Below are 14008 nucleotides of genomic sequence, written 5' to 3' on the forward strand. Positions count from 1 at the left end.
AACATTCTCTCAGTTTCGAGTCTTCAAGATTACTGCCCTATTCTTGAACTCATTTGTTAGGCAGGATTTCTTCATTGGGATGAGTGAAAGAAAACAGCACCTGACTATAGCCAGGTGCTCACTGTATACGTTGAAATTCATTTTTAGCGATAGAGTGTAACAAGCGTTGGGTTAGGTAAATTGCGGCGCATATTCCTAATAGAAGTAATCCCATTGTGATTGCTACGCTTGTAAAAGGCAGTTGCCATAAGATCAACAAATAGATTCCAAAGCCGAATGCTTGTATAAGCATACTTTGTAGCGGTACAAATCTTGATTTAAATACTTGTTGTTCATCGCTCCAGTCAAGTTTAGGTTGTTTGGCATCTAGGTATACACCGAAGAGGTTAGAGAACCAACTTGTTCCTAAAGCTAAGGGTAGCCAAAGGCTCATATACATCCAAGGGATATTTATGACAAAGGCGAATACCGGAAATAGGATGACTAGTGAGATCGCTTGAATTAGGAAAGCAGAAAATGCCTTGCTAAAAAGGATGGTCTTGGGTTGAACTGGCATGTATAAGTTCGTAAACCAACTTCGACCTTCTCGGGAGATGGCGGTGGTAGCGGTTGGGTTTGTTCCAAGTATAAACAAAGTGAATCCAATCATGCCAATTAAAATATATTTTCCATCAACCGAACCTATTTCTGCAGTGAGTTCTCCCATGCCATTATCAAGTAAAAGAATAATGGCTAAAAAAATCGGCGCGAATAAGTTTTGAACCACACAGTTGATAAAGAAAGAAGGAGTACGAAAAACAAGTTTGATTTCTTTCCGTGTATAGCTCCAAAATGGCGTGCGACTCTTAGAATCAATATCAATAGATTTCTTGCTTTTACTTCCTCCAGAGAGACCTCTGACACCATGATAGTATAACTTCTGACCGGCCAGTAAGAAGATTGTCACGCTAACGAATGTAAACGCAATAAAACCGACTAAAGAAAGCAGGGATTGCCATATCGGAAGCTGGGCATTTAGAGATTCGGTAGCTAAAAAGACGTTTGGAAGAAATTTTGTTGTATTCCACAATAGATGTTCTTGTTCAGCTAGCCACTGTCCTATATCCTGTGAAACAGTCTCTGCATCTTGATTAAGACGGATTATGACGTTAACGCCAATGATGATAAGAAATGAGAAAACTCCAGCTAATACTTTGGTGCGGTCTTTATTTTTTAAGATATTAGCGTAACGCATCACAATCATCATGAGCAGGCCTGATAAAATAAATGGAATAATCGGAAATAAAAGCAGTGTGATACAGGCGATTAAGTAGAAACCAATCGAAGCACTCGAGTACATTCCATACAAAAGGAAAACAGGGGCAAGTCCAAACAATGTGAGGCCGTAAACCGTAATGAGAGGACCAATCGATTTCCCGACTATAATTTGGTAAGGATGTAACGGGAGCGGGATATAGGTCTCGATATCTTCAGAGAAATAAAACGATGTTAATATTGAAGAAAGACTCGTGAACAGGAGAAAAATGCTCACAAGTAATAACGCTATAGCTACAATCATAGGTGATAAGCCCATTGGTGCGAGAACTTGGTGAAGCCCTCCAATAATGCTATCTAAAAACCAAAACCATATAATGAACAGAGGTATTGATAAGGCCCCTACAATAGCAGTGTTCGCCTTTTGGCCTCCGCTTTTACCCGACCATGAGAAATACATCTTCATCATTACTTTACTCAGTTGAATCGTCTTATTCATATTCGGTCAGCTCCAGGAAGATGTGTTCAAGTGTTTCGTCTGATTGGTATTTCTCCCGCATGGCCTCCATTGTACCGTAAAACTGGAGTGTGCCTTCCTGAATAATTGCAACTTCATCACACAGCTGTTCGACAACTTCAAGGACATGAGTAGAAAAGAAGACCGTTTTTCCTTTCGCAGCATGCTCACGCATCATTTCCTTTACAGCATAAGAAGATTTAGGATCGAGTCCGGTAAGAGGTTCATCTAAAATCCATACATCAGGATCATGAAGGAGAACACCAGTGATAACAATCTTTTGGCGCATGCCGTGTGAATACGTTTGAATGGTGTCATTTAAGACATCATAGATCCCGAAGGTTTTAGTGATACGATCAATTTTATCCTGGCGTACATCTTTTGGAACATCATACATATCGCCAATGAAATGAAGGTACTCAAGCCCTTTTAACCGCAAGAATTGGTCCGGATGATCTGGTACGTAGCCGAAGGAACGCTTCGCTTCAATTGGATTTTCTGAAATATTGTGCCCATTGATTGTAATGGATCCCTCATCAATGGGAAGGATGCCTGTAATCATCTTGATTGTTGTTGATTTTCCTGCTCCATTAGGTCCTAGAAAACCAATGATTTTACCGTCTGGAACGGAAAGATCAAGTTGACTTACAGCCGTTTTATTTTGATCATAATTTTTGGTAACATGATTTATTTCAATCATAAAGGCCCACCTTTAATAAGCTACTACTCGTTCTTACGAAGGAGTGAAGAAAATGTTTCGTTATTCATCATAGCAGATAAAGAGACAGGCTACTAATTAAAGGTTATTTATTGGTTAAAAGAGAGTTCTACCAATTCCAGTGTGTCTACTACTGCTTCCTGGTCTCCAGGGGTGACTCGGTAAGCAGCTGCTTCTGGTCGTGATGAGATGGCAACGTGGATATCCCTTCCAACAAAATGGATGGCCGCGCCATCATCTAACGCAAATCCTGTTAAAATCTGCTTCTCTTGAATGAAATCAAGATAACTTTCTTTCCATTTAGGATCTCCGTTATAATGAGGGCATAGACTTCCGGGTAAAAAATCGAGCCCTTTAACTGTTTTCATTCCACCTGGTGTGGAGTCTGAAAGCCCTTCGTTAAACCAACACATCGCCCCAGCGCTCAGTCCTGCAAGAATAATGTCCTCTTTCCAAGCTTTCTTTAAGATTCGATCGAGCTCCCACTCCTTCCATAGGGCGAGCAAGTTGCGCGTATTTCCCCCACCTACATAGATGATATCTTGGGACAGAAGAAACGTTTCATAGTCCGTTACTTCTGGTTTAAGTAAAGATAAATGAGTCGGTTCGCACGCTTCTTCATTAAAGAAATCATAAAACTTTTGGATATAGGCTTCATCATCACCGCTCGCTGTTGCTAAAAAGCAAATTTTAGGACGAAGTTGTTCAGATTGATTTAAAATATAACGATCGAGCAGGGGATTATTGTCCTCTGCAGAAAATCCGCCCCCGCCCATTGCAATAATATTCATGTTAAATTCCTCCTCTTATTCGTTCGTGTTAGCTATCTTAAATGTTATAATATTAAGAAAAATACTATATGAAATTCCCTATCTAGTGCAAGTTATATTATTTAATTCTTTCAATCTGTTAAAGTTTAATGTTGTTATTTACTCAAGCATACGGCAGTAATCCTGAAAACTCTAAGATTAGAGAATGTTGTCGTTATTTTTTAGTTCAGTGTAAGGTGGGCCTGGAAACCACTCGCTTCCCAGCTCCCCGCAGGAAAACGAGTTGGCCCCGAGCAAGCCCAAGCACACTCATAAACGTAACGGCATCTTTCCGCTGAAATATATCTCAACTTCGAGTCTTCCACATAAGGTGGCTTATATGGAGGAATCACATGAATATAGTCTATGCTTATAGAAAGGAGAACAAATATGAGGTTAGTGTCGATCTGCCCAAGCAATACAGAACTTTTAGCTTACCTTGGATTGACCGATCAGTTGGTCGGTGTGGATCAGTACTCAGATTGGCCTGAGGAAGTAAAGGATCTGCCGCAGCTTGGTCCTGATTTATCGATTGATATGGATCTTGTGGAACGTCTTACCCCTGACTTGGTACTTGCGTCATTAAGTGTGCCTGGTATGGAGCGGAATATTGAAGAGTTAGAAAGGCGGAACTTGCCTTATATCATTCTAAACCCAAATTCTCTTGAAGAAATAGCTGAGGATTTAATAAAGGTTGGGGCTCATACTCAAACGGAACAAAAGGCTGAAGAGGTCGTTCATGCCTACCGTTCTATCATTGCACAATATCAACAGTTAACGGACAACATTAAGGATAAGCCATCATTATACTGGGAGTGGTGGCCGAAGCCAATCTTCTCACCAGGGGGTCCAAATTGGTTAACAAAGATCAGTGAATTAGCCGGTGGACAAAATGTGTTCTCACAGGAAAACGAAGCAAGTGTTCAGCGATCGTGGGAAGATGTGCGAGAACTTAATCCTGACGTTGTATGTATGGCGTGGGTTGGAGTAAAAGAGGAAAAGATGAAACCAGAGGCTATTCGGAAGCGGCCTGGATGGAAAGAGGTGCAAGCTGTAAAAGACAATCGCATTTTTGTGCTGCAAGAATCCTTATACTGTCGCCCGTCTCCTCGTTTGTTATGGGGGTTGCAAAAATTAGCGCACCTTCTTCATCCAGAAGTGTATCCATCACCTGATAAAGAAGATCCGTTGTTTAAGCTAATGGGAGGCTGTTAGAAGATACTATGTAAAAAAGCATGGGAGAGGGAGTGGGAGAATGGGGCAAGAAGTTGTCATTGTTGAAGCAGTCAGGACAGCAGTAGGGAAAAGGAAAGGGGTATTCCGAGATGTCCACCCTGTTCATATGGCAAGTACCGTATTACAGGAACTTGTTCAAAGAGCAAGAATTAATAAAGAGGACGTCGAGGATATTGTGATGGGGTGTGTATCACCTGTTGGGGAGCAGGGGTACAACATTGGTCGTCTTGCGGGACTAGAGGCAGGTTTTCCTGTAGAAGTTCCGGCGGTGCAATTAAACCGAATGTGTGGCTCAGGTCAGCAAGCGATCCATTTTGCAGCCCAAGAAATTTTGGCTGGGGATATGCAGATTACGATAGGAGCAGGCGTTGAGAATATGTCGAAAGTTCCTATCTTAAGTGATGGGGATGAACGGACGATTCCTGACTCACTACATGATAAGTATGAATTTATTCACCAAGGTCTTTCAGCGGAACGGATCGCTCTGAAGTATGGTTTTACAAGAGAGCAGTTAGATGAATACGCTTATGAAAGCCATAGGCGCGCGATCCATGCAATCGATTCTGGCACATTCGAAAGGGAGATCGTTCCTTTGGAGGGGGTATCAAAGGAAGGGGATTCTATACTAGTCGCACAGGATGAGGGCCCCCGTAGAGGGACATCACTCTCAAAGCTTGAGAAGCTTCAGCCAGTTTTTAAGGAAGATGGAGTGATCACAGCAGGAAATGCGAGCCAGATGAGTGACGGAGCAGCAGCTGTCCTATTGATGAATAGAAATAAAGCCAATGAGCTAGGTTTAAAAGCAAGAGCTCGGATTGTTAAGCGAGTTGTAGTAGGGTCTGATCCGACAATGATGTTAGATGGGGTCATTCCTGCTACGAAGAAAGTTCTCCTTCAAGCTGGCTTGACGATTGATGATATCGATCTTGTGGAGATTAATGAGGCATTCGCGCCAGTTGTGCTTGCATGGCAAAAAGAGTTACAGGCAGATTTACAAAAGGTCAACGTCAATGGGGGAGCGATTGCTCTAGGGCATCCTCTTGGTGCCACCGGTGCAAAACTCCTGACCACTCTACTTCATGAGTTAGAACGTAGAAACGGACGTTTCGGACTGTTAACGATTTGCATTGGTCATGGTATGGCGACTGCGGCTATTATTGAAAGATTGTAAAAGTTTCTCCACGTATGAAAAACGCATGTGAAGAATAAGCCTTACCAACTTAGATGCTTTGTAAAATAGTTTATTATTCAATAACCTACCATTAAAGAACCTGCCAAATTAGGCAGGTTCTATTACGTTTATTCGTTTAAGGAATCTGTACATAGCGCTGCTAGTATCGTCTTTTTAAATTGAGGTGTTTTTTCTCGCAAATCTTCGACACTATAAATACCTGTGTAATATTGAACGACTAATCCGTCTACGAAGGCTACTAAAATAGAAGCACCGAGGTTGTGGTGGATCATAGGGTATTTATTGTCTTTATCGAGTTTAGACAGTTTAGATTGAAGGTGATCGACCATTTCGTTAAAGGCTCCTGCGAAAGTGGTTTGATAGACTTCGCCTTGGGTGTAGCGGCTCATTACAGATTTGATCATATCGATGTTTCGATCATTATAATCCCAAGAATCAAATAAGAATTGCTCAATAAAATCTTCCACGTTTTCACATTGGTTATTGTTTAAAGCGTTAATATAGTCTTCTTCTAATTGTTTTAATAAGTCATCCATATTGTCATGGGAAATTCGGTGTTCCATGTGAAGCCCTCCTTTTCACTAATGGAAAGAAATTACCCATAAGTATTAAAAAAGAAACGTATCTTTTACAAGACTCTTCTCATATGTACCAATCTGGATTATAATGGTTTAAATTTGAAGGTGAAGAGGGATGAAAGGTGCAGGCAAATTCAGAAATTGTAGAACGGTCTAATGCGGGAATTGGCGATTCTTTAAAAAGAGGGGCAATGGCTGGGCTTCCGATTATGTTTGGATATCTTCCCATTGCGATTACATATGGTGTATTAGCAAGTGAGGCAGGTTTAAGTCTTTTTGAGATCACTATGATGAGTGTGATGGTTTTTGCTGGGGCGAGCCAGTTTGTGGCTACCAATATGATTTTAGCTAGTGTAAGTGCAATAGAGATTATATTAGCTACCTTTGTTCTTAACTTCCGTCATTTTGTCATGAGCTTTTCATTTATGAATCAAATTCGTTCGTTTGCACTTAAATGGAAAGTCCCTCTCTCGTTAGGATTAACGGATGAGACCTTTGCTGTTGGTTCACTCCATAAGAGAGAATCTAAGGATCCTTATGGGGGTTGGTTTTATGCGTCTATGATTCTAGTCTCTTATTCTTCATGGGTTGGTGGTTCTTTTCTGGGAGGGGTGCTTGGAGAAGTGATTCCAGCTGCTCTCAGTCAAAGTATGGTAGTGGCGTTGTATGCGATGTTTATCGCTCTGTTAGTACCGTCGATCAGGAGAGAATGGAAGATTGGTATCATTGCGATCATTAGTATGGTTGTGAATTATATATTATCAGCTCTAGGGATTAGTGATGGATGGGCAATTGTTGTAGCTACGCTTGTCGGTGGAGCTAGTGGTATTGGATTGGTAAAGGAGGAAGAAGCATGATCTTGGTTATCATTGGTATGGCGATCGTTACCATGGTCCCCCGTTTCTTGCCTGCGTTTGTCGTGGATCGGTGGACGTTCCCGCTTTGGGTTTCTCGTTGGCTGAATGCGATCCCTTACGCTGCCCTGGGTGCTCTTATTTTCCCTGGTATTACAACTGTTATTGATGGAGAGCCGCACATTGGTCTTCTAGCAGGTGGGGTAGCTGTGGTGTTCGCATTCTTAAGGGCCCACACGATTGTTACCGTATTAGTAGCGATTGGAACGGTGTATATCCTAACTATTATATAAGAGGCTTCTGTCACGCTGTATGGGTCAATGCATATAGTATAGTGAGCTTATAACGGAAGGAGCCAGACAGCATGGATTATAGACAGAATGACGGGTTAAGTTGGCTTATGGGTCAATTGCTTCCAGGTCAAGGCGGATTCGGTGGTGGTTTTGGCGGGGGATATCCTCAACAACAGCCACCATTCGGTCCACCACCTGGGCAAGGTGGGGGAGGTCAGCCACCGTTCGGACCACCACCTGGGCAAGGTGGTGGCGGTCAGCCGCCATTCGGACCACCACCTGGGCAAGGTGGTGGCGGTCAGCCGCCATTCGGACCACCACCAGGTCAGGGACAGTTTAATGGTTACGGCGGTCAGCCGAGCGTATTTGCAGTAGACCCAGGCTCGTTTTATGGGTGTTTGTACCGCTACACGCGTGTTCGTTTAAATAATGGGAGAAGGTTCTGGTACTATCCAACGTTTATCGGAAGAACATCTGTTGGAGGATATCGCTGGCGATCAAGCCAAAATCGCTGGGTATATTTCGTCATTGATACGGATCGTATTGCCTCGTTTTCTTGTTCATAAAATAAAAAAACGTCATCGAAAGGTGGCGTTTTTCTATACATAATAGAAAATACCGAATACAATAAAAGTAAGCGCTTGCAAATGTTTGATCAGGGGAGGGGAAGCAGTTGTATACAATTCGAAGGGCTACCCAGGAAGACGCTAGAGCAATTGCTTATGTTCATGTGGAAAGTTGGAGAACGACCTATAAACCACTTATTGAGGAAGAGGATATTCAAAGTTTAACACTTGAAAATCGCATAACGTTATGGGAAACAATCTTAAAAACGCCTATTAACAACCAGACCATATTTGTGGCCACTGATGAAACGGATCGGGTGGTAGGGTTTATATCCGGTGGAAAAGAACGCACGAAGGTTTACGGATATGACGGAGAGATCTACGCTATATATTTGCTAGATGAAGTAAGGATGAAAGGTCTAGGTACTGAATTATTAAAAGCGTTCACAAGTGATATGGCTCAAAAAGGATATGTTTCTATTTTAGTTTGGGTATTAACGCGTAATCCGAATAAGCGCTTTTATGAACGGTACGGTGCTATTGCGGTAGAAGCAGAAAATATAACCATTGGGAAAGGTACTTACGAAGAAACAGCATACGGATGGAAACACCTGGACCACTTGCTTGAGACGTTACCAGCTTCATCGTAAAAGGGACAATGCGCATGGTAGATGTGGTTTTTATTCATCTACAAGTAAAAGGAGCTTGGGATATTAATATCCCAAGCTCCTTTTTTATTTATAAAAGAATAATGAAAACGTTCAAAGAGAATGCCAGCTTTAAGGGTGTTAGGCTCTTGTGAACCAACGTGTCTATTCTTCTTCTCCGTGATATGGCTCAATGTGAATGTGTGCATAATGAATACCATGTTCATCAGCTAGTGAATGTTCAAGGCGGTCTGTTATATCGTGACCTTCTTGCACACTTAGCTGTGGATCGACTAAGATCGTTGCGTCAACAAGCACTTGATTTCCATGTAAGCGTGCTTTAACATCTTCTACGACTTTCACGTCCTCATCTTGATTAAGCGTATCTTTTACTTGATCGAGAAGTTCTTCGTCAACACCATCTGTTAACGTATGGGAAGCATCACGGAAAATTTCATAAGCGGTCTTACAAATAATAAGTCCTACAATGAAACCAGCTACTGGATCAAGCCAATAGGCTCCAAATTGTGCACCAATAATACCGATGAAAGCACCAATACTAACAAGGGCATCGGATCGATTGTCTTGAGCAGCTGCGTAAAGGGAATGGCTATTAATTCGTTTAGATAAGCGTAAATTATAGCGGTAAACACCGTACATCACAACAGCTGCCCCAGCTGCAGTCCAAGCAGTAAGTAAACTAGGTTGCTGGTCGTGACCGGCAAATATTTGTTGAATGGTTTCGTATATAACTTGTAGGCCGACTGTCATCATAATGAAAGCGGCAATAAGTGAGCCGATTGTTTCGGCGCGGAAATGTCCATAGTGGTGGTCTTTGTCAGGTGGCTTTCTGGAGATCCGTAACCCGATCAAGACGGCTAAAGATGCGATGACATCTGTTACGTTGTTCAAACCATCTGCGCGTAACGCTTCAGATTGACCGACTGAAGCAATAATTAATTTAGTAGCAGACAATATGAGATAAGCACATATGCTAATCCATGCACCTTGCTCACCTTTTTTTAGGTTCTCATATTCATTCATATATTGATCCTCCGTTCCCTATCAATAAACCTTATATAGCTTACCAAAAGGGCTTCATATGAGTCTAGAGAAAAAAACGTTGCTATCTTCACTTCTATTGTTACCATAAAATAATGTTTCCTTAATCCAAAAATATATCCTTAAGCAAACAATGGGTAAAAAGACTTATTTTTTGTCATATTTGTAATCAAAATGTCGAACAGGGGATTAATCTACTCTCAAAAGGGTATCTGCTTATTAAGATATTATTTATATGTTTTAGATAACAGAAACAAGATCGGTGAACGGCGGTTCGGCTTTTGGAAATTTCAATGACAAAGGAGTGAGGCTATTGGTTAAGGAAACGGTAATCATTGAAGGCTCTGTACGTGGAATGAAGTTCTCAAAGCCAGTGTTATTGCAGTACAATCCTTCTGAGGAGAACATAGAAGAGGCTATTATTAAATTTTTTAACAGTCATGCCCAATCTTTCGAAGAACTAGCCGTGCAGCGCGGTTGGAGAGATTCATACTGGACGTTCCCGCAATATTACGAACTCGTCATATAATACATTATACAGTAAAGGCAACCCTGTCAGGGTTGCCTTTACTTATGCTTGTTTTTACTCACGCTAATTTTTGATTCTTCCATTGCAATAGTTAGAGGAACGTTTCCGTTAGCTTAAATGGAGCGTAAGGCGGGCCTGGAAACCACTCGCTTTCCTGTGGGGAGCTGGTGAGCCTCCTCAACCGGCAAAGCCGGTCTCCGGGGTCTCACCTAGGCTCTTCTGCCCACGGGAGTCTCGCAGTTTCCAGGCCCGCCTTTGCCAAATAGGGAGGGACGGAAACGTGCCATATTTGGGTGGTAGAGGCTTGCGATCAACTGTAATAAGCGGGGGCCGTTCAACTAATTAACGTCAGGGCAGGATAGGGGACTGCGAGACTCCCGCGGGGTAAGGAGCCTATCCAGTTTCGGCGTGGAGGACCTAGCGAGATAAGTCATCTTTTTTACAAAGGCTGATCGCCTTTTCCAAAAGGCTATCTTATCCGGCCCCACACGACGTGGGGTCGTTCGAAGTTGTCACAGGATGTGACGATCTTAGTCGAACTTCCTTATATAAAGGCACCACGCCTGCACATTTAAAATTAGGGGAGACCCACAGAGAGCGATAGCGAACGAGGAGGCTTCCCAGCTCCCCGCAGGAAAGCGAGTTGTCCCCTATCCTGCCCTATCCGCCACATATGGGAACGGCCGGATCTTACTAGGGGATCTAGTCAAAAAAATATCTCGATATTGAAACTCTTTGTTTTGAAGTAAGTGTGTGGTGGGTATATACTATAGGTATCCCATTTATTTCATGATGTGGAAATGATGGGTGGACTATACTGATTGGATAAAAGGAGAGATAAGTTTGACAAACATTGCAGTGGTTTACTACAGTTCAACCGGTACGAATTACAAATTAGCTAAGTGGGCAGAAGAGGCAGCTAAGGAAGCTGGTGCTGAGGTGAAGCTTGTGCGCGTAGCAGAAACAGCGCCTGAGGAAGCGATCGCCCAAAACCCTGCCTGGAAGCAACATTTAGAAGAAACGAAGGATGTACCAGTCGCTTCAAATGATGATCTTGAATGGGCTGATGGTTTTATCTTTAGTGTACCAACTCGTTTTGGTAACGTTCCAGCTCAAGTAAAATCATTTTTAGATGCAACAGGTGGTCTATGGTTTAACGGGAAACTTGTGAACAAAGTAGTAAGTGCAATGTCTTCCGCTCAAAATCCTCATGGTGGTCAGGAGCAAACGATCACAAACCTTTACACAACGATGTTTCACTGGGGAGCCATTGTAGCTGCACCAGGCTACTCAGATCAGTCCGTTTTCGCTGGTGGCGGAAATCCTTATGGGACGTCCGTGACAGTTGATCAAGATGGAAACATGCAAGAAGATGTAGAAGCGGCTGTAAAACACCAAGCAAAGCGTACGGTTGATATTGCAAGCCGTATTCATAGTAAATAATAGTATGATAGGCCATCCCACGTGGATGGCCTTTTTACATATAATCTTTTACTCTTCCAAAGTAAACATTTCCTCTGTATTTGGATAGATTACTTTTAAATTGGATCCATATAGGAGCTTCAAAGAGAACTGGATTCATCTCTACTAACCACCGTTCTCCGTAAAAGATCCCTTTAAGGGCCGTACTCATTTCTCGCATAAAAACTTGATAACGAATGTCTTGTTGGGATTCAGGTATGTCCTCTGTCCCCACTAATACGCTTCCTTGAAATTGAACAGTAGTATCAGGTAGTAATGACCACCAGCCAAACACCTCGTCACGCATCTCGTTCGTCTGATCTACGGCAAACTCTTTTGATACGGTTAAAAATAAATCCCCTGTTTGGTCAGAGTGAGTGAGTGTGTAGATTCGTTCAGAAAAAGGTGTGAAGTGGGCAATATCAGGTCGGTATTGAGTATAGAGTTTGTAAGGAGAAAAACTCATCTATGGTCCCCCTATTCTTCAACTTGAAATGAATGTAAAAATGAATCTACATTATCTTATTCGTATGATTGAAATAGGGAACAATTAAGAGTGAAAATATAGGTGTTTCAAGGGTTTAATAGACAAAATCATGGGGAAGATAGAATTAATAGTTATTTTATCAGAAAATTGTTTCAATTTATAAAGATCTATCATATACTACTTAAAAGGGGGAGAGTTCCATGAGAAAGGAAAAAGTGTCGTACGCCCTAACTTGGTTCCCGATGAAAGATCGAGATGTGATTCATGCCAAACGTGATGTGCCTTACGAGATTAAATTAGCAAGCACTTTAGCATTAGATGAGCTTTGCTACAAGTGGAACAAATCAAACCTGGAATCCCAAATCAACGAAGCGATTGATCAAGGGGATCATGAACGCTTGGTTGAATTAAGTGAAATTTACAGACCCTACACATATGAATAATCACGTATACATGGAAAAAGTGCTTAGAGATCAAACTCTAAGCACTTTTTTTTCGAATATTAACCTTTACTGAGGATAGAGATCCCCATCTTGACCTAGAGCAGCTTTAAAAGAAATGGAGTTTAAGTAATTATATTGAGCTTTCTTTTCTTGTTCTGTAAGTGGGACAATTTGATCGTTCTTGATTTCAAAAGGATGAAAAGCCATGGATACACGTTCCTCTTTAAGGGTCACTTCAAGGACCCCTGTTTCTGCCGTTTTCCCGGTTACATAGTTTGGGAACAGGAAATTACCTAGTGAGTAGGCGATAGGTTTTCCATTATAAAGTTCAAAACCTTGCAATACGTGAGGATGGGAACCGATTACCGCGTCAACTCCATGGTCGACCAATGTGTGAGCAATGTGGGTTTGGTCTTTGTTCGGTACGTTAACCTTCTCATCGCCCCAATGGTAATATACAACGACATAATCAACTTCTTCTTTCACCTTATCTATAATCGAGATCACTCGATCAAGTTGATACCCGCTTGCAACACCGGGAGTATTTACCCCTGCATACCAGCTCAAATCAGGTAACACTTCAGAAAAGGCTAATATAGCAACTGTTTGATTTTTTATAGAGATTCGTTTTTCTTTATAGGCTTCCTGTTGATTGTTCCCAGCTCCTATATAATCGATGCCTTTATCATCTAGTGCTTCAAAGGTATCTAAAAGTCCTTTTACGTTATAATCCAATGTATGATTGTTCGCAAGACTAACTAGGTCCACTCCTGCATTTGATAACCCTTCTAACAGAAGAGGGGAAGCTTTGAAGTTATAAAGCTTAGGGTAAGGAGTAGTCGCACTTGTAATAGGTGTTTCTAAATTGATTACGGTATAATCACTCTTTTTAAATAAAGGGGCCACGTATTGAAAAGGGTGGTCCGGACCTGAATCTTCCATCGTGTTCACAAGGGAGTACTCCATTAATACATCCCCTCCAAATGTAAGAGTGATGGGATTGTTCGTTTCAGGAGATCCATTTAATAAATAACAAAAGGGAGTCCAACTAGAAAGGAGCCAACCATATTCATTACAAGTTGAGTGTAAATCAGCATTCTTTTCCTTCGCTTCAGAAAACGTAGGAGTGAAAAGAATAGAAAGAAGAAGGGTAAGCCCAATTATGATGTGTGATTTCCATTTCATGATGATAATCCTCTCTTGAATAATGTAGGAAAAATAAACCAAAATATCATTCACACGTATTATAATAGAATCTTAACCACAGCGGTATATGGAAATGTACCTATCTAATACAGATCACCTACCTTTAATTACACAACATAATCACCATTTGTAAAACTGATTAGCTATGTGGAATCT

General features: G+C 41.6%; 16 protein-coding genes. 9 read left to right on the top strand and 7 right to left on the bottom strand.

Annotation, left to right across the window (positions count from 1 at the left end):
• Positions 1-118 precede the first annotated feature (118 nt).
• From N780_RS16800 to N780_RS16810, 3 genes are all read right to left on the bottom strand, one after another.
• Entirely contained in the window at positions 119-1753 is a 1635-nt protein-coding gene (locus N780_RS16800; protein WP_036786760.1) for a putative ABC transporter permease subunit, read from the bottom strand.
• Positions 1746-2471 (bottom strand): ABC transporter ATP-binding protein, encoded by a 726-nt coding sequence (locus N780_RS16805; protein ID WP_036786763.1) that lies wholly within the window; start codon positions 2469-2471, stop codon positions 1746-1748. Before N780_RS16805 ends, N780_RS16800 begins: the two co-directional genes overlap by 8 nt.
• A 107-nt stretch (positions 2472-2578) precedes the next feature.
• Entirely contained in the window at positions 2579-3280 is a 702-nt protein-coding gene (locus tag N780_RS16810; RefSeq protein ID WP_036786764.1) for a Type 1 glutamine amidotransferase-like domain-containing protein, read from the bottom strand.
• A 408-nt stretch (positions 3281-3688) separates the two neighbouring features.
• On the opposite strand from N780_RS16810, the gene N780_RS16815 reads away from it, so the two are divergent.
• Together N780_RS16815 and N780_RS16820 are read left to right on the top strand one after the other, a co-directional pair.
• Positions 3689-4513: a cobalamin-binding protein gene (locus tag N780_RS16815; RefSeq protein ID WP_036786766.1), complete on the top strand. Its 825-nt coding sequence runs from the start codon at positions 3689-3691 to the stop codon at positions 4511-4513.
• Between the two features lie 40 nt (positions 4514-4553).
• Complete coding sequence (locus N780_RS16820) at positions 4554-5705, top strand: thiolase family protein (RefSeq protein ID WP_036786768.1); 1152 nt, start codon at positions 4554-4556, stop codon at positions 5703-5705.
• A 128-nt stretch (positions 5706-5833) separates the two neighbouring features.
• On the opposite strand, the gene N780_RS16825 is transcribed toward N780_RS16820, so the two are convergent.
• Positions 5834-6289, bottom strand: coding sequence for a hypothetical protein (locus N780_RS16825; protein WP_036786770.1), 456 nt, complete (start codon positions 6287-6289; stop codon positions 5834-5836).
• A 137-nt stretch (positions 6290-6426) separates the two neighbouring features.
• Here N780_RS16825 and N780_RS16830 point away from each other — a divergent pair, with 137 nt between their 5' ends.
• The 4 genes from N780_RS16830 (at position 6427) to N780_RS16845 (ending at position 8667) form a co-directional block, all read left to right on the top strand.
• Entirely contained in the window at positions 6427-7161 is a 735-nt protein-coding gene (locus N780_RS16830; protein WP_036786772.1) for an AzlC family ABC transporter permease, read from the top strand.
• Positions 7158-7451, top strand: coding sequence for an AzlD domain-containing protein (locus tag N780_RS16835; RefSeq protein WP_036786774.1), 294 nt, complete (start codon positions 7158-7160; stop codon positions 7449-7451). Before N780_RS16830 ends, N780_RS16835 begins: the two co-directional genes overlap by 4 nt.
• Before the next feature lie 71 nt (positions 7452-7522).
• Complete coding sequence (locus tag N780_RS16840) at positions 7523-8017, top strand: hypothetical protein (RefSeq protein ID WP_084599706.1); 495 nt, start codon at positions 7523-7525, stop codon at positions 8015-8017.
• Positions 8018-8124: 107 nt separating this feature from the next.
• A complete protein-coding gene (locus tag N780_RS16845; RefSeq protein ID WP_036786776.1) occupies positions 8125-8667 on the top strand; it encodes a GNAT family N-acetyltransferase in 543 nt (180 codons plus the stop codon).
• A gap of 162 nt (positions 8668-8829) precedes the next feature.
• Here the strand turns inward: N780_RS16845 and N780_RS16850 are convergent, their stop codons facing one another.
• Positions 8830-9708, bottom strand: coding sequence for a cation diffusion facilitator family transporter (locus tag N780_RS16850; protein WP_036786778.1), 879 nt, complete (start codon positions 9706-9708; stop codon positions 8830-8832).
• 331 nt (positions 9709-10039) lie between these two features.
• Here N780_RS16850 and N780_RS16855 point away from each other — a divergent pair, with 331 nt between their 5' ends.
• Both N780_RS16855 and wrbA read left to right on the top strand, forming a co-directional pair.
• On the top strand, positions 10040-10255 hold the full coding sequence (locus N780_RS16855) for a hypothetical protein (RefSeq protein ID WP_036786780.1): 216 nt from the start codon (positions 10040-10042) through the stop codon (positions 10253-10255).
• Positions 10256-11098: 843 nt separating this feature from the next.
• Positions 11099-11698 carry an NAD(P)H:quinone oxidoreductase gene (wrbA, locus tag N780_RS16860; protein WP_438942512.1) on the top strand — a complete coding sequence of 200 codons (600 nt, stop codon included), beginning with the start codon at positions 11099-11101 and terminating at the stop codon, positions 11696-11698.
• Between the two features lie 34 nt (positions 11699-11732).
• Here the strand turns inward: wrbA and N780_RS16865 are convergent, their stop codons facing one another.
• On the bottom strand, positions 11733-12182 hold the full coding sequence (locus N780_RS16865; protein ID WP_036786782.1) for a staygreen family protein: 450 nt from the start codon (positions 12180-12182) through the stop codon (positions 11733-11735).
• Between the two features lie 221 nt (positions 12183-12403).
• Between N780_RS16865 and N780_RS16870 the strand changes: the two genes are divergently transcribed.
• Positions 12404-12646, top strand: coding sequence for a hypothetical protein (locus N780_RS16870; protein ID WP_036786784.1), 243 nt, complete (start codon positions 12404-12406; stop codon positions 12644-12646).
• A gap of 66 nt (positions 12647-12712) precedes the next feature.
• Here N780_RS16870 and N780_RS16875 read toward each other — a convergent pair whose 3' ends face one another.
• Positions 12713-13831, bottom strand: coding sequence for a CapA family protein (locus tag N780_RS16875; protein WP_052115142.1), 1119 nt, complete (start codon positions 13829-13831; stop codon positions 12713-12715).
• Positions 13832-14008 lie beyond the last annotated feature (177 nt).

This window comes from Pontibacillus chungwhensis BH030062 (assembly GCF_000770675.1).
Lineage (GTDB): Bacteria > Bacillota > Bacilli > Bacillales > BH030062 > Pontibacillus > Pontibacillus chungwhensis.